The following is a 15,665-nucleotide window of genomic DNA, read 5'->3' on the forward strand; positions in this document are numbered from 1 at the left end:
GTTCGTTCAGCGGTGCGTGACGGCCCTTAGTGGCTGTCGCGCGGCAGGCCCTTGGTCTGGGCGATGCGCTGGTACTTCACGGCCGGCTCCAGCACCGCGCCGGTGTCCATCTGGCCGACGATGGCGCGCTGGATCTCCTGCCACGGGGTCTGGCTTTCCGGATACTTGTAGCCGCCGGCCGCTTCCAGGGCCTTGCGGCGCTGGGCGACTTCCTCCGGCGTGATCAGCACGTCGACGCGCGACTTGCGCAGGTCGAAGCGCACGCGGTCGCCGCTCTTCAGCAGGGCCAGGCCGCCGCCGGCGGCGGCTTCGGGCGAGGCGTTGAGGATCGAGGGCGAGCCCGAGGTGCCCGACTGGCGGCCGTCGCCGATGCAGGGCAGCTGCTTGACGCCGCGTTTGATCAGGTAGTCGGGCGCGCGCATGTTCACGACCTCGGCCGAGCCCGGATAGCCGATGGGCCCCGCGCCGCGCATGAACAGGATCGAGTTCTCGGTGATGCCCACCGACGGGTCGTCGATGCGGTGGTGATAGTCTTCCGGACCGTCGAAGACGATGGCGTCGCCCTCGAAAGCGTCCAGGTCGTCGGGGTTGGACAGATAGCGGTCGCGGAACTCGCCCGAGATGACGCTGGTCTTCATGACCGCCGAGTTGAACAGGTTGCCGCGCATCACGACGAAGCCGGCGCGCTCGACCAGCGGGTTGTCGAAGGTGCGGATGACGTCGGCGTCCTCGATCACGGCGTCGCGGCAGGCGTCGCCCATGGTCTGGCCCGAGACGGTCAGGGCGTCTTCGTGGATCAGGCCCTGCTTGATCAGCTGGGCGGTGACGGCGGGCACCCCGCCGGCGTGGTAGTAGTCCTCGCCCAGATACTTGCCGGCCGGCTGCAGGTTGACCAGCAGCGGCACGTTCTCGCCCTTCTCCTGCCAGTCGTCGACCGTCAGCTCGACGCCGACGTGGCGGGCCAGGGCGTTGAGGTGGATCGGGGCGTTGGTCGAGCCGCCGATCGCCGAGTTGACGACGATGGCGTTCAGGAAGGCTTCGCGGGTCAGGATGTCCGAGGGCTTGAGGTCCTCGTTGACCATGTCCACGATCCGCAGGCCGGTGTGGTAGGCGTTTTCCTGGCGGTCGCGATAGGGGGCCGGGATGGCGGCCGAGCCGGTGAGCGACATGCCCAGCGCCTCGGTCAGCGAGTTCATCGTCGTGGCCGTGCCCATGGTGTTGCAGAAGCCGGTCGACGGGGCCGAGCTGGCGACCAGCTTGATGAAGCCGGCGTTGTCGATCTCGCCGGCGGCCAGCATCTCGCGGGCCTTCCAGACGATGGTGCCCGAACCGGTGCGCTCGCCCTTGTACCAGCCGTTCAGCATCGGGCCGACCGACAGGGCGATGGCCGGGATGTTGACGGTGGCGGCGGCCATCAGGCAGGCCGGGGTGGTCTTGTCGCAGCCGATGGTCAGCACGACGCCGTCGATCGGATAGCCGTACAGGGTCTCGACCAGGCCCAGATAGGCCAGGTTGCGGTCCAGGCCCGCGGTCGGGCGCTTGCCGGTTTCCTGGATCGGGTGGACCGGGAATTCGATGGCGATGCCGCCGGCGGTGCGGATGCCTTCACGCACGCGTTCGGCCAGCACCAGGTGGTGGCGGTTGCACGGCGACAGGTCCGAGCCGGTCTGGGCGATGCCGATGATCGGCTTGCCCGACTGCAGTTCTTCCAGGGTCAGGCCGTAGTTCAGGTAGCGCTCCAGATAGAGCGCGGTCATGTCCACGTTGTCGGGATTGTCGAACCAGGCCCGCGAACGAAGGGTGCGGGGCGCGGACTTGGTGGTCATGACGGTCCTGTTTTTCCTCGGTCGATCCAATCTGGATCGCCTCGCCGGGCGAGGTTTATACTATTTGTCTGACTATACCGCCGGGCTGGGGTCGTCAACGACCGCCGTGGTGGTGGCCAAGGTGACGGAAGGTCGCGTGGCTTCAAGGCCTTGCGAGCGGCTCGCAAGTGCCCGAATGGCGCCGGCGCGCCGATGATAGCGGTCACATTGTATAGCGCCGACGGGTATTTTGTCACTGACGACGCTGTTCGATCAATCTACGCCGTGGCAAATGTCTGAGCAATCGGGGGCATCCCCCTTTCCGTAAAATCCCCGCGAAAGCGGGACAACTGATCCCTCTCCCCTTGCGGGAGAGGGTGGCCCCGCGGAGCGGGGTCGGGTGAGGGGTCTCTCAGAACTGAACACCTCGTGCAGCGGTCGGGCTAGGTGAGGCGTCTCCCATCTGAGAGACCCCTCATCCGTCGGCCTTCGGCCGCCACCTTCTCCCGCAAGGGGAGAAGGACCGCTTAAGGGGACAGACGAAGCTGGATCCCCGGAAAGCCCGCCTCAAACCCCAACCAATCCAGCCCCTTACAACTTTCTCACCGCTCTGGATCAGACGCGCTCAAACCACCCGCATAATCACTGGGTCTCGCCGCACCGAAGGGGCGCAAGGCCAGCGACCATGCGGCGGCGGGATGCGATTGAGCGGGACTGGGGCGGATTGGGAAGATCCGTCGCGTCCGGGGACCTGGCGCTGGCCAGGCCCGCCCGTCGTCGGCTTGGGCGAGGATTACAGAGCAACCCTCTCCTCGTCGCCGTCCAAACGGGAAACCCGGCGGATGGTCCTGGTAAGGCGTTAAGAGCGCCGCCGCCCGGGAAGCCGGCAGCCAAACGACCGCGCGGAGCGTCTAGGCTTCGTCGAAACGGTACACACAACAGCACCTCCGGGCGTAGCCCGGGCGCTCCGCTCTCCTTCATCCACTCGCAGCGAAAGCGCGGGGTCGAAAACCCGTTCCCTCTCCCCTTGCGGGAGAGGGTGGCCTGCGAAGCAGGTCGGGTGAGGGGTCTCTCAGAACTCTAAACCGCGTGCGGCGGTCAGGCAGGGCGGAGGCGTCTCATGTTTGAGAAACCCCTCATCCGACGGCCTTCGGCCGCCACCTTCTCCCGCAAGGGGAGAAGGATCATTCGATACCGGTCCCCCGCTCGCCGTTTGACACCCACGCCCGTCACGCTATTTGTCTGACTAATGACCGGGCCGCCGACGCGGTCCTCTCCATCGCCAGGTGTTTCGTCCAGATGACCATCCGCATCGCCATCGTCGGCCTGGGCAAGATCGCCCGCGACCAGCACCTGCCCGCGATCGCCAAGGATCCGCGCTTCGAACTGGCCGCCGTGGCCAGCCGCAGCGCCGGCGTCGACGGCGTGCCGCACTTCACCGACCTGGCCGAGCTGCTGGCCTCGGACGTCGCCTTCGACGCCGTCGCCCTCTGCACCCCGCCGCAGGTGCGCCACACGATCGCACGCCTGGCTATCGACGCCGGCAAGCACGTGATGCTGGAAAAGCCCCCGGGGGCGACGCTGAGCGAGGTCGAGGACCTCAAGGCCGCCGCCGCCGCCAAGGGCGTCACCCTGCAGACCACCTGGCATTCGCGCTACGCCACCGCCGTCGCTCCGGCCCAGGCCTGGCTGGCGGGCAAGACCCTCCAGTCGGTGCAGATCAACTGGAAGGAGGACGTGCGCGTCTGGCACCCCGGCCAGACCTGGATCTGGCAGGCCGGCGGCCTCGGCGTCTTCGATCCCGGCATCAACGCCCTGTCGATCGCCACCGTCATCCTGCCGGCCTTCTTCCTGGAAAAGGCTGTGCTGCACGTGCCGGAGAACTGCCAGTCGCCGGTCGAGGCGCAACTGAGCTTCGTGACCGTGACCGGCGCGCCGGTGCGGGCCGAGTTCGACTTCCTGCAGACGGGCCCGCAGAGCTGGGACATCATCGTCCAGACCGACGGCGGCGAACTGAAGCTGTCGCACGGCGGTTCGCGCCTGTGGGTCGACGGCGAACTGAAGCACGAAGGGCCGGACGAGGAATATCCGGGCCTCTACGCCGCCTTCGCCGAACTGATCGAAGCCGGCGCCTCGGACGTCGACGTCAGCCCGCTGCGCCATGTGGCCGACGCCTTCCTGCTGGGCGAACGGGTCATCGCGCCGGCCTTCATCGAATAGTCTCGGCGGGCCATCGAATAAGCGATGGTTGCGCTAACATTGACCTGACAAAATGCGGGGGAAGGGCCTATATGCGGGCCCATTCCCGTCCGCCAAAACCGCGAGCGCCGTCATGACCGAACTCCGCAGCCTGAACCCCGCCACGGGCGAGCACTTCGGTGACGTCTTCCCCGAGCCGACCGCGGCCCAGATCGAGGCGGCCCTGGCCGCCGCCGACGCGGCGTTCGACGTCTATCGCGAGACCGACCTCGAGACCCGCGCGGCCTTCCTCGAAGGCGTCGCCGCCGAGATCGAGGCCATCGGCGACGAACTGATCGAGCGCGCCATCGCCGAAACCGGCCTGCCGCGCGGCCGCCTGGAAGGTGAACGCGGCCGCACCACCGGCCAGCTGCGCCTGTTCGCCAAGACCGTCCGCCAGGGCGACTTCCTCGGCGCCCGCGTCGACCCGGCCCTGCCCGAGCGCAAGCCGCTGCCGCGCGCCGACCTGCGCCAGCGCTTCATCGGCCTGGGCCCCGTCGCCGTGTTCGGCGCCAGCAACTTCCCGCTGGCCTTCTCGACCGCCGGCGGCGACACCGCCGCGGCCCTGGCCGCCGGCTGCCCGGTCGTCTTCAAGGGCCACCCGGCCCACCCCGGCACCGCCGCCCTGGTCGGCGCGGCCATCAGCAAGGCCGTCGAGAAGGCGGGCCTGCCGGCCGGCGTGTTCGCCCTGCTGACGGGTCAGACCCACGAGCTGGGCGGCGCCCTGGTCAGCGACTCGCGGATCAAGGCCGTCGGCTTCACCGGTTCGCGCGCCGGCGGCGTGGCGCTGATGAAGATCGCCAACGCCCGTCCCGAGCCGATCCCGGTCTATGCCGAGATGAGCAGCGTCAACCCGGTGGTGCTGTTCCCGCACGCCCTGGCCGCCCGCGCCGAGGCCCTGGGCGCGGCGTTCGTCGGCTCGCTGACCATGGGGTCGGGCCAGTTCTGCACCAACCCCGGCCTTGTCCTGGCGCTGGAAGGTCCGGACCTCGACACCTTCATCGCCTCGGCCTCGGCCGCCCTGGCCGCCGCTCACCCGCAGGTCATGCTGACCCCGGGCATCTTCGGCGCCTATGAGCAGGGCGTCGAGAAGCTGGGTTCGCGTCCGGGCGTCACCGTCGCGGCGCGCGGCCTGGTCGGCGAAGGCTGCAACCAGGGCCAGGGCGCCCTGTTCGTGGTCGACGCGGCGACCTTCGCCGCCGATCCGGCCCTCAGCCACGAAGTGTTCGGCTCGTCGTCGGTCGTCGTCCGCGCCCCGGACCTGGCCACCCTCGCCAAGCTGCTGGAAGGCCTGGAAGGCCAGCTGACCGCCACCCTGCACCTGGACGCCGAAGACGCCGAGGCCGCCCGCGGCCTGCTGCCGATCCTCGAGCGCAAGGCCGGCCGCATCCTGGCCAACGGCTGGCCGACCGGCGTGGAAGTGGCCCCGGCCATGGTCCACGGCGGCCCGTTCCCGGCCACCTCGGACGGCCGCTCGACCTCGGTCGGCACCCGCGCCGTCGAGCGCTTCCTGCGCCCGGTCTGCTACCAGGACCTGCCCGACGTGCTGCTGCCGGCGGCCCTGAAGGAAGCCAACCCCTGGGGCGTCAAGCGCGCCGTCGACGGCGTGCTCTAAGCCCGGCGGGTCCGCTCGGACCTCAAGGCTCTAATAAGTGAAAGCGCGCGACGGCTTTGGCCCCGCGCGCTTTTTCTTTGCCGTTTCAGGGCGTGAACCGTCTGCAACGGCTCTGGAATCGCCGGGTGGGCCAAGGTCGCCTTTTCTTGCGCGGGCGTCGGAATAACGGCGGCTTTGGGCCGCGAACGGCAACACTTCGGAGGCGAGCCGGCGCCCTGGCGACAACCTTCCGGGCCGTTTGAAACGGAAGTGTATCGGCGTGAGCGTCGCCGTAGCATGACGGAAATTTCATAGACACGCCTGGGCCATGCACGGCCCCTAAGGCTCGGAGGTTCCATCAGGCGGGTCCTCCATGTCGCGTAAGCTTCTGATCTTGTCGGCCGCAGCTCTGCCGATGCTGCTGCACGCCGGCGGCGCCGTCGCCGAGACCGAGATCACCAGCAGCAGCCGCACCAAGGCGGTCGCGACCTCGACCGCCAACGACGGCGCGGCCGACGACGTCAAGATCACCAGCGACGGCGTGATCACCTACGCGTCCGAAGGCGCGATCGCCACCGTCGACAGCAGCAACACCCTGACCAACAACGGCACGCTGCAAAGCACCGACCTCTCGAACTCGACCGGGATCCTGATCAGCGGCGGCCTCACCTCGACGGTGGCCAACGGCGGCACGATCTCGCTGACCGAGGACTACGACTACGAGGACACCGACAGCGACGGCGACTACGACGGCCAGTTCGCGCTGGGGACCAATCGCTACGGCATCCACCTGACCGGTTCGGGCGACTTCACCGGCACGATCGAGAACTCGGGTTCGATCACCATCGAGGGCAACGACTCGATCGGCATCATCCTGGAATCGTCGGTGATCGGCGACATTCTCAACTCCGGCTCGATCGCGGTCACCGGCGACGACGGCTACGGCGTCCGCAACACCGCCAGCGTCACCGGCGACATCGTCAGCGACGGCTCGATCAGCGTGCTGGGCGCCAACAGCGTCGGCCTGGCGGTCAACGGCGAGGTCGACGGCTCGGTGATCGTGCAGGGCTCGATCACCGCCACCGGCTATCGCTACACCAGCCGCTACACCGATCCCGACGACGAGGCCCTGCTCGACGCCGACGACCTGCTGCAGGGCGGCTCGGCCATCCAGGTGACCAGCAACGTCACCAAGGGCCTGGTGCTCGACGCCCCGCCCGAGGACACCAACGACGACACCACAGACGACGAAGACGGCGACGGCGTCGAAGACGACGAGGAAGGCACCGCCTCGGTCGCGGTCTATGGCGGCGCGCCGGCGATCCAGATCGGTTCCGACACTCAGACCGTCACCCTCGGCTCGGCCGGCGACGGCATCTACGACTACGGCCTGGTGATCCGCGGCTCGGTCGCCGCCTACGGCATCCACCCGGGCGTGGCCGCCACCGGCGTGCAGATCGGCGGCTCGGCCGGCTACGAGACCCTGGTCACCAACGGGATCAACCTGGAAGGCTCGATCACGGCCAGCGCCTACGAGGCCGACGCCGTGGGCCTGCACCTGACCTCGGGCGCCATCGCCCGGATCCTCGACAACAGCGGCGGGCTGACCGGTTCGGTCACGGCCGAGGGCGACTCCGCCGCCTACGCCCTGCTGATCGACGCCGGCGCGACCATGACCACGGTCAACAACAGCGGCACGATCCTGGCCACCCTCTACGGCGAGACCGGAACCGCCAACGCCATCGTCGATCGCTCGGGCACGCTGACCACGATCAACAACACCGGCACGATCGCCGCCTACCTGACGGCCACCGACGACGACTACGACCTCGACGACGACAACGACGACGCCGACGACGAAGTGGTCACCGGCAAGGCCGTGGCCATCAACCTGCAGGCCAACACCACCGGCGTCACCATCACCCAGACCGGCGTCAACGACGGCGACGATGGCGACGACGACGTGGCCGACACCGATACCGACGGCGACGGCGTGGACGACGCCGACGAGCCGACGATCATCGGCCAGATCCTGCTGGGCTCGGGCGCCGACACCATCAACCTGCTGAACGGCACGCTGTACGGCGAGATCTCGTTCGGCGACGGCGCCGACGTCTTCAACATCGACGGCGGCGCCTACGCGGTCACCAAGCTGAGCGACAGCGACGGCAAGCTGTCGATCAACATCGGCGACGGCGGCCTGATGCTGACCAACACCAACACGATCAACGCCACCAGCCTGACCCTCGGCGCCGACGCCAAGCTGGTGTTCACCGTCGATCCCTCCGCGGGCACGGCGACCCAGCTGGTGGTCGACACCGCCACCATCGCCAGCGGCGCAAACCTCGGCCTGGTCTTCAACAACCTGCTGACCACGGCCAGCACCTTCAAGGTGATCTCGGCCGGAACCCTGACCGCCGGGGATATCGACCAGGACCTGCTGGGCGACGCGCCCTACCTCTACGTCGCCAGCGCCTATACGGAAGGCAACGACGTGCTGATCGACGTGCGTCGCCGCACGGCCGCCGAAGCCGGCATGACCCGCAGCCAGGCCTCGGCCTACGAGGCGGTGTTCGCCGCTCTGAGCAACGACGACGGCATCGCCGGCGCCTTTCTCAGCCAGTCGACCGCCGACGGCTTCTACAATCTCTACGACCAGATGCTGCCCAGCACCGGGCAGGGGATGTTCACCAGCCTGCAGGCCGTGCAGCAGCAGCTGTCGTCGGCCACGTCGGTGCGTCCCGACGGCGCCGACCGCTACGGTCCCGACAGCGTCTGGGTGCAGGAGATCAACAGCCTGGTCCGCATCGAGGACGGCGCGGTCCAGGGCTCGGACACCAAGGCCGTGGGCCTGGTCGCGGGCTACGAGGCCATGGGCGACGCCGGCGGCGCGCTGGGCGTGACCCTGTCCTTCGTCAGCCTCGAGGAAAAGGACACCGCCGCCAAGGTCGGCGAGGAGACGACCGCCTCGGTGTTCCAGGCCGGAACCTACTGGCGCCGTTCGGTCGGCGGCTGGCGCCTGAACCTGGGCGGCGGCGCGGGCTACATCCGCTTCAACGGCGACCGCAGCTTCATCAGCGAGGACGCCGATAGCGACGGCGCGGCCGACGAGATCCTCCGCAACACCGCCTCCTGGAACGGCTTCACCGCCAACGCCTTCGCCGGCGTCGGCTACGAGGTCACTTTCGGCGCCAACTACATCCGTCCCGAGACCCGCCTCGACTACGTCTACATGTGGGAAGGCGAGCGCAAGGAGCACGGCGGCGGCGAGGGCTTCGACCTGACGGTCGCCTCGCGCAAGTACAGCAACCTGTCGAGCGACATCGGCGTGGTCTTCGGCCGCCAGTTCGGCAAGGAAGTCTGGTTCAAGCCGGAAGTCCGCGTCGGCTATCGCAAGACCCTGGCCGGCAAGTTCGCCGACACCACGGCCTCGTTCGCGGGCGGCACGCCGTTCACGATCCTGGCCGACAACGCCCGCAACGGCGCGGTGACCCTGAACGTCGCCCTGCGCGCCGGTTCGGATCTTTCCTATTTCGCCCTGGAGGGCGGGGCCGAAGCGTCCCGCCGCCAGACCCGCTATTCTGCCCGGCTTGTCGGCCGGGCGATGTTCTGAGAACGCCCGTGAGACCCCGCCTGCTCATCGTCGATCCCGATATCGACTCCCGCGCCGCCATTACCGCCCTTCTGGGCCGCTTCGACCTGGAAGTGCTCGAGGCCGGTTCGGCCCGCGAGATGGACCAGATCCTCGGCCGCACCCAGATCGAACTGGTCGTGATGGACATCCTGCTGCCCGACGAGGCCGGCCTCTCGGTCTGCGCCCGGCTGCGCCGCCTCAACCCGGCTCCGGGCGTGGTGGTGGTCAGCGCGGTCGACGACGAGAGCGACGTGGTGGTCGGCCTGGAGATGGGCGTCGACGACTACATCGCCAAGCCGTTCCGCCCGCGCGAGACGGCCGCCCGCATCCGCGCCGCGGTCCGTCGCCGCCAGGCCTATCGCGCTCCCGAGCCGATCGCGGCCCCGCCGGTCTATCAGTTCAGCGGCTGGCGCCTGAACGTCGCCACCCACGAGCTGTTCGATCCGCGCGGCGAGTCGGTGAACCTGTCGTCGGCCGAGTTCCTGGTGCTGTGGACCCTGGTCTCCAAACCCCAGCAGATTCTGACCCGCGATCAGCTGCAGCAGGGTCCGCCCGAGGCGCGCAGCAAGGCCCCGCCGCAGCAGATCAACGTCACCATCAGCCGCCTGCGCAGCAAGCTGCGCCGTGCCGAGGGCGGCGCCCAGATGGTGCGGACGGTCCGCCACGCCGGCTACATGTTCGCCCCGCGCGTGGACCGCGTTCACGCGGACTGATGATCGAGAAACCTCCCCCTGTGGGGGAGGTGATCGCGAAGCGATCGGTGGGGGGAGTGGCTGCTGAGCGGCCAGCTTCCCGGAAGCTGAAAGCGGCCCCCCACCGGCCTTCGGCCGCCTCCCCCAGAGGGGGAGGTCCTACTTCTTCCGCACGAAGATCAGCGTCTGGTCCGGCGGGCCGGGCTTGCCGTCGACGTCCTGCTCGACCAGCAGGGTGTCGGGGGCCGAGAGGGCCACGCGCATGGTCTGGCGGCGGCCGGTCTCGCCGTGGGTCATCACCGCCACGCTGGACTGGCCCGTGCGATCGACGCTCAGGGTCACGAAGTTGAAGTTGACCACGGCCCGCGTCGGCGAGCCGTCGAGGCCGGCGTCGGCGAACTGGATGGCGGCCACGCCCTCGTCGTCCTCCTCGACCAGGGTCCAGGCGATGAACTTGCCGTCGTCCTTGGTGATGTCGAGCTCGCCGCTCAGCGGCGCGGCGCCGGTCAGGGCCTCGTTGAAGTGCGAGCGCGGCAGGTCGAGCATCCACTTGCCGCCGACGCCCAAGGGACCCGTCCCCTGAGCGGCCGGCGCCTGGGCGAGGGCCGGGGCGGCGAGCAGCAGGAGGCCCAGGCCCGCGAGCGCGGATGCGACTTTAGCTTTGGCCATGACCGATCTCCTTGACGATAGGTCAATGTCGGGTGGCGCGATCGGTTCGTCCAGAGGTCCGGCGTTTTTGGAGCCCGGTGTTTTTGGGAGCCGCCGTTCTTCCAATTGTGGATTGCCAATCGGCGGGCGCGGTCGCTCTGGTCGGCGGACTGCAAGAATCGGAGCCCGCCCATGCGCCGCCTGTCGCGTTCGCTGTTGTTCGCCGCCTCGCTGTTCGCCGCCGGCGCGCTCTACGGCCCCGAGGCCGACGCCGCCGAGAAGGCCGACACCTCGGTCAAGGCCGTGCAGAAGATCGTCGGCGGGGCCGGCTTCAAGGCGGCCGTCCAGCAACTCGACGCCGACTACGAGCGCACCGTCGCTGACATCGTCACCCTGACCGAGATCCCCGCGCCCCCCTTCAAGGAGGAAAAGCGCGCCAAGGCCTATCTGGAGATGCTCAAGGCCGTGGGTCTGACCGATGTCGAGATGGACGCCGAGGGCAATGTCATGGGCGTGCGGCCCGGGACGGCCACCAAGGGCAAGGGGCCGTTCGTGGTCATCGCCGCCCACCTCGACACCGTCTTCCCCGAAGGCACCGAGGTGAAGGTCAAGCGCGAGGGCACGAAGTTGTCGGCCCCGGGCATCGGCGACGACACCCGCTCGCTGGCCGTCCTGCTGGCCTATGTGCGGGCGCTGGAGGCGGCCAAGATCAAGACCAAGTCCGACATCCTGTTCGTCGGCAATGTCGGCGAAGAGGGGCCAGGCGACCTGCGCGGCGTGCGCCACCTCTTCACCAAGGGCAAGTACCAGGGCCGGATCGGCGCCTTCTTCTCGATGGACGGCTCGGACCCCTCGCGCATCGTCGATCGCGGCGTCGGCTCCAAGCGCTATCGCGTCACCTTCAAGGGACCGGGCGGCCACAGCTACGGCGCGTTCGGCGTGGTCAACCCGATGACGGCCATGGCCCAGTCGGTGGTCGATCTCTATGCGGTCAAGCCGCCGGCCGATCCCAAGACCACCTATTCGGCCAGCGTGGTCGGCGGCGGCACCTCGGTGAACTCGATCCCCAACTCGATCTTCATGGAGTTCGACATGCGCTCGGAGAGCGCCGACGAACTAGCCAAGCTGGACAGGACTCTGTTGGCCATCCTCGACAAGGCCGTGGCCGGCGAAAACGCGGCCCGCTCGACCAAGCCTGGCGAGGTCTCCTATGAGGCCAAGGTGATCGGCGAGCGTCCGGCCGGCGGCACGGACCCCAAGGCCGCGATCGTCACGGCCACCGCCGCGGCGGCTTCGGCCCTGGGCTTCACCCCCACCCACGAGGCCTCCTCGACCGACGCCAACCTGCCGATGAGCCTGGGGATCCCGGCCGTCACCATCGGCTCCGGCGGCAAGGGCGGCCGCGCCCACGCCCTGGACGAATGGATCGACGTCGAGAAGGGCGAGACCCTCAAGGGCATGCAGGTGGGCCTGGCCGCCCTGCTGGCCGTGGCGGGGGTGGAATAGGGGGATCGGCGATCGTCCGCCGTCGCATTCCTAAATCCGCCAAATCCCCGCGAAAGCGGGGACCCAGGCTTTTTCTGAAACCCGCCGCGCTCGACGATAAAACGCCTGGGTCCCCGCTTTCGCGGGGATTTTACGGGTGGGAGCGGTGGATGCTTTCCGCTCCGGCCTCCCGCAAGATCAGGCCCGCTGGTTCAGCGTGATGGCCGTGGCGCTGTTGCGGTAGGCCGAGCCCTGGGCGCTGGGGCCGTAGCCGGCGGCTTGCGGGCGTTGGGCGGCGATCTCGTTGGCGACGGCGCGGACCAGGCCCTCGGTGACGGTCTTGGCGGCGGCGATGGCGCGCGACTGGCGGGCCAGCACGGCGTCGAAGGCCTCGGTGGCGCGCACCAGGCGCATGCGGCGCTCGGGCGTGGCGGCCTGGACGACGGCGACGTTGCCGCGCACCCGCGCCGACTCGTGGCGGTAGATGTTGGCGAGCTTGGCCGTTTCCTCGACGTGGCGGGCGGCCTCGTGCGGGCGGCGGGCCTCGAAGGCGGTGGCCTGCTTGGCGATCAGGTCGGTCAGGCGCTCGGTCAGGATGATCAGCTGTTCGACGCGCTCGTCGGAGGGCGAGAGGGGGGCGGAGCTCATCATTGGGCGACCTCCTGCAGGCCTTGCATCTTGAGCATCTCGCGCTGGACCGAGGCGGCGATGCCGACGCCGCCGGCCTTGGACACTTCCTTGGCCATGGCGTCGGTCAGCAGCGAGCGGAACATCTCCTCGCCCTGGCCGCCGCCGAACGGTTCGGGGGTCTTCACGCCCTCGAACATCGACTGCATCATCGACGACAGGAACGAGGCCTCGAACTTCTGGGCCGTTTCCTTGATCTTGCCGCGCTTGGCCAGTTCGGCGGCCGAGGTCGCGCCGGTTCCGGAGATGGCCGAGTAGGCGTCGACGGCGCTGGCTGCGGAGGAGAGGGCGCTCATCACATCACCTCGATGTCGGCTTGCAGGGCGCCCGCGGCCTTCACGGCCTGCAGGATGGTGATCATGTCGCGCGGGGTGACGCCCAGGGCGTTGAGGCCGCCGACCAGGCTCTTCAGCGACGCGCCGCCGCCCAGGGTGATCAGCTTCTTGCCCTTTTCCTCGTCGATGTTGATCGTCGACTGCGGGACCACCTTGGTCTGGCCCTGGCTGAACGGGGCCGGCTGGCTGACGGCCGGGGTCTCCTGGACCGAGATGGTCAGGTTGCCCTGGGCGATCGCCACCTGGCTGATGCGGACGTCGTCGCCCATCACCACCACGCCGTTGACCTCGTCGATGATCACCTTGGCCGGGCCGTCGGGCTCGACTTCCAGGTTCTCGATGGCGGTGATGAAGCTGATCATGTCCATGCCGTTGGGCGAGCGGATCGCCACGACGGTGGGGTTCTGGGCCTGGGCGCAGCTGGGGAACTTGATGTTGATGGCGTCGGCGATGCGGCGGGCGGTGGTGAAGTCGGGGTTGCGCAGGGTCATGCGCAGCTCGCTCATGGCCACCATCTGGAAGCCGGTCTCGCGCTCGACGTCGGCGCCGGCGGCGATGCGGCCGGCGGTCGGGACGCCGCGGCTGATCGAGCTGCCAGAAGCGCCGCCGGCCGAGACGGCGCCGGTCTGCACCTGGCCCTGGGCCACGGCATAGGTCTGGCCGTCGGCGCCTTGCAGCGCGGTGACCATCAGCGTGCCGCCCTGCAGGCTCTTGGCGTCGCCCATGGCCGAGACCGAGACGTCGATCTTCGAGCCGGCGCCGGCGAAGGCGGGCAGCTTGGCGGTGACCATGACGGCCGCCGCGTTCTTGGCGTTGAGGTTGGCGTCGCGGACGTTGACGCCCTGGCGCTCGAGCAGCGATTCCATGCTCTGCTTGGTCATCGGCGCGTTGCGCAGGCTGTCGCCCGTGCCGTTGAGGCCGACGACGATGCCGTAGCCGATCAGGTGGTTCTCACGCACGCCCTCGAACGAGACGATGTCCTTGATCCGCGACTTGGCGGCGGCCGGACCGGCGACGACGGTCATGGCCGCGAGGGCCAGGCCGGCGAGAACGGAGCTGAAAAATGAACGACGCATGGATTTCCACACCGAAGGACGCAATTCCGTCGCGGCCCATGCCAGAACCGGGCCAACGGAAAAGGTGAGGAAAATCAATGAAAAGGGCGGCCAAAAACGCCTGCGACAATCCTGTCCGGCAGATTCTGCCCGGCATTAACCATACCGCAAGCGCCGATCTCGAATATGAGTTCTCATCGGGGAGGCCGACTCCCTATATGTAGGCGTTCAAGACCAGCTTTGGAGCGACGGTCGTCATGAAGGTTTCGAGCTCGGGAGGCGTGGGCGCGGCTGGCGCATCACGCGCGCGGCCGGCGGGCGGCGGATCGAACTTCGCCCTGCCCAGCGTCGGCGGCGCCAGCGGCGTGGCCGGGACGGCCGCGGCCGGCGGCCTGGCCGGGGTGGGCTCGCTGGACGCTCTTCTGGCTCTGCAGGCCAACATGGACCCGATGGAGCGCAAGCGTCGCGCCATCCGCCGGGCCGACGACATTCTGGACATCCTCGACGGTCTGAAGATCGCCGTGCTGGACGGGGAGGTCTCCTCCAGCACCATCGACAAGCTCAAGCGCGCCGTCCGCGAGCACCGCGAGAGCGTCGACGATCCGAAGCTGCAGAGCCTGCTCAACGAGATCGAGACCCGCGCGGCCGTCGAAGAGGCCAAGCTCTCCGTGGCGCAAGGCGCGTGAGGAGCGGCGGGATGGAACCTCGAACCCATTCCCGCGATTTTATTGCCCCGGCCGGCGCGGCGAAGCTCGTCGCCCCCGTGCAGCGTCGCCGCCGTGTCAGGCAGGCGCGCGCGCCTGAATGCACCGCTCATGCGACGTTCATTGAACGGGGCTATCGTTTTGGTATAAGCACACCGCCCGCTGAGGGCGGAGTTCATCGGGGCGTGAGGCGTTGATGCAGACGGCCACTGTTCTTAAGGAACCGAATACGTATCGTCCTTCCGAGGACGAGCCGTTCATGAATGAGCGGCAGCTCGAGTATTTCAAACAGAAGCTGCTGACCTGGAAAGAGGAAATCCTTCGCGAATCTCGCGAAACGGTCTCCCACCTCCAGACCGAAACTGAGAACCATGCCGACCTCGCCGACCGGGCGTCGTCGGAAACCGACCGGGCGCTGGAACTTCGGACCCGCGACCGGCAGCGGAAGCTGATCTCCAAGATCGACCAGGCGTTGCGCCGGGTCGAAGACGGCAGCTACGGCTACTGCGAAGAGACCGGCGAGCCCATCGGCCTGGCCCGTCTGGACGCGCGTCCGACCGCCACCCTGAGCCTCGAGGCCCAGGAGCGTCACGAGCGTCGCGAGCGGGTTCACCGCGACGACTGAGGTCTCGCAGGTCTTATCCTGATGTGTTTTGCGACGGCCTCGCCCATTGGGCGAGGCCGTCTGCGTTTCTGCCCGAATTAAGTCCAAGCTTGCTGCTTTTCACGGCGACGGGGGAATGATCTTCTCCCGCCCGTCGAGGGTCGTTGAGCGGGGAGAGGTCCGC

At 68.5% G+C, this 15,665-nt stretch carries 12 protein-coding genes; 7 read left to right on the forward strand and 5 right to left on the reverse strand.

What is annotated here, in order from left to right; genetic code table 11:
- Positions 1-26: 26 nt before the first annotated feature.
- A complete protein-coding gene (locus tag AC07NG_RS17230) occupies positions 27-1,826 on the reverse strand; it encodes an IlvD/Edd family dehydratase (protein ID WP_492853631.1) in 1,800 nt (599 codons plus the stop codon).
- Positions 1,827-3,104: 1,278 nt separating this feature from the next.
- Between AC07NG_RS17230 and AC07NG_RS17235 the strand changes: the two genes are divergently transcribed.
- From AC07NG_RS17235 to AC07NG_RS17250, 4 genes are all read left to right on the forward strand, one after another.
- Complete coding sequence (locus tag AC07NG_RS17235) at positions 3,105-4,025, forward strand: Gfo/Idh/MocA family protein (RefSeq protein WP_494595300.1); 921 nt, start codon at positions 3,105-3,107, stop codon at positions 4,023-4,025.
- Positions 4,026-4,137: 112 nt separating this feature from the next.
- A complete protein-coding gene (locus AC07NG_RS17240) occupies positions 4,138-5,658 on the forward strand; it encodes an aldehyde dehydrogenase (NADP(+)) (protein WP_487288457.1) in 1,521 nt (506 codons plus the stop codon).
- A 352-nt stretch (positions 5,659-6,010) separates the two neighbouring features.
- Positions 6,011-9,250, forward strand: coding sequence for an autotransporter domain-containing protein (locus AC07NG_RS17245; RefSeq protein ID WP_494595301.1), 3,240 nt, complete (start codon positions 6,011-6,013; stop codon positions 9,248-9,250).
- A gap of 8 nt (positions 9,251-9,258) precedes the next feature.
- Entirely contained in the window at positions 9,259-9,984 is a 726-nt protein-coding gene (locus AC07NG_RS17250; protein WP_110119828.1) for a response regulator, read from the forward strand.
- 138 nt (positions 9,985-10,122) lie between these two features.
- Here the strand turns inward: AC07NG_RS17250 and AC07NG_RS17255 are convergent, their stop codons facing one another.
- Positions 10,123-10,632, reverse strand: coding sequence for a hypothetical protein (locus AC07NG_RS17255; RefSeq protein WP_492853627.1), 510 nt, complete (start codon positions 10,630-10,632; stop codon positions 10,123-10,125).
- Between the two features lie 171 nt (positions 10,633-10,803).
- Between AC07NG_RS17255 and AC07NG_RS17260 the strand changes: the two genes are divergently transcribed.
- Positions 10,804-12,117 (forward strand): M20/M25/M40 family metallo-hydrolase, encoded by a 1,314-nt coding sequence (locus tag AC07NG_RS17260; RefSeq protein WP_494595302.1) that lies wholly within the window; start codon positions 10,804-10,806, stop codon positions 12,115-12,117.
- Between the two features lie 177 nt (positions 12,118-12,294).
- Here the strand turns inward: AC07NG_RS17260 and AC07NG_RS17265 are convergent, their stop codons facing one another.
- From AC07NG_RS17265 to AC07NG_RS17275, 3 genes are read right to left on the reverse strand one after another with little or no spacing between them, the layout of a single operon-like run.
- On the reverse strand, positions 12,295-12,744 hold the full coding sequence (locus tag AC07NG_RS17265; RefSeq protein WP_487288461.1) for a flagellar basal body protein: 450 nt from the start codon (positions 12,742-12,744) through the stop codon (positions 12,295-12,297).
- Positions 12,744-13,079 carry a rod-binding protein gene (locus AC07NG_RS17270; RefSeq protein ID WP_487288462.1) on the reverse strand — a complete coding sequence of 112 codons (336 nt, stop codon included), beginning with the start codon at positions 13,077-13,079 and terminating at the stop codon, positions 12,744-12,746. The genes AC07NG_RS17265 and AC07NG_RS17270 overlap by 1 nt, the downstream gene beginning before the upstream one ends.
- Positions 13,079-14,194 carry a flagellar basal body P-ring protein FlgI gene (locus AC07NG_RS17275; protein WP_494595303.1) on the reverse strand — a complete coding sequence of 372 codons (1,116 nt, stop codon included), beginning with the start codon at positions 14,192-14,194 and terminating at the stop codon, positions 13,079-13,081. The genes AC07NG_RS17270 and AC07NG_RS17275 overlap by 1 nt, the downstream gene beginning before the upstream one ends.
- Before the next feature lie 236 nt (positions 14,195-14,430).
- On the opposite strand from AC07NG_RS17275, the gene fliX reads away from it, so the two are divergent.
- Together fliX and dksA are read left to right on the forward strand one after the other, a co-directional pair.
- Positions 14,431-14,859 carry a flagellar assembly regulator FliX gene (gene fliX / locus AC07NG_RS17280; protein WP_110133270.1) on the forward strand — a complete coding sequence of 143 codons (429 nt, stop codon included), beginning with the start codon at positions 14,431-14,433 and terminating at the stop codon, positions 14,857-14,859.
- A 214-nt stretch (positions 14,860-15,073) separates the two neighbouring features.
- Complete coding sequence (gene dksA, locus AC07NG_RS17285) at positions 15,074-15,502, forward strand: RNA polymerase-binding protein DksA (RefSeq protein WP_110121381.1); 429 nt, start codon at positions 15,074-15,076, stop codon at positions 15,500-15,502.
- Positions 15,503-15,665 lie beyond the last annotated feature (163 nt).

This window comes from Caulobacter sp. GW821-FHT10C03 (assembly GCF_059415485.1).

Coding starts and splice junctions, on each gene's coding strand:
- AC07NG_RS17230 (WP_492853631.1), bottom strand. CDS start 1,826: ATGACCACCAAGTCCGCGCCCCGCACCCTTCGTTCGCGGGCCTGGTTC.
- AC07NG_RS17235 (WP_494595300.1), top strand. CDS start 3,105: ATGACCATCCGCATCGCCATCGTCGGCCTGGGCAAGATCGCCCGCGAC.
- AC07NG_RS17240 (WP_487288457.1), top strand. CDS start 4,138: ATGACCGAACTCCGCAGCCTGAACCCCGCCACGGGCGAGCACTTCGGT.
- AC07NG_RS17245 (WP_494595301.1), top strand. CDS start 6,011: ATGTCGCGTAAGCTTCTGATCTTGTCGGCCGCAGCTCTGCCGATGCTG.
- AC07NG_RS17255 (WP_492853627.1), bottom strand. CDS start 10,632: ATGGCCAAAGCTAAAGTCGCATCCGCGCTCGCGGGCCTGGGCCTCCTG.
- AC07NG_RS17260 (WP_494595302.1), top strand. CDS start 10,804: ATGCGCCGCCTGTCGCGTTCGCTGTTGTTCGCCGCCTCGCTGTTCGCC.
- AC07NG_RS17265 (WP_487288461.1), bottom strand. CDS start 12,744: ATGAGCTCCGCCCCCCTCTCGCCCTCCGACGAGCGCGTCGAACAGCTG.
- AC07NG_RS17270 (WP_487288462.1), bottom strand. CDS start 13,079: ATGAGCGCCCTCTCCTCCGCAGCCAGCGCCGTCGACGCCTACTCGGCC.
- AC07NG_RS17275 (WP_494595303.1), bottom strand. CDS start 14,194: ATGCGTCGTTCATTTTTCAGCTCCGTTCTCGCCGGCCTGGCCCTCGCG.
- fliX (WP_110133270.1), top strand. CDS start 14,431: ATGAAGGTTTCGAGCTCGGGAGGCGTGGGCGCGGCTGGCGCATCACGC.
- dksA (WP_110121381.1), top strand. CDS start 15,074: ATGCAGACGGCCACTGTTCTTAAGGAACCGAATACGTATCGTCCTTCC.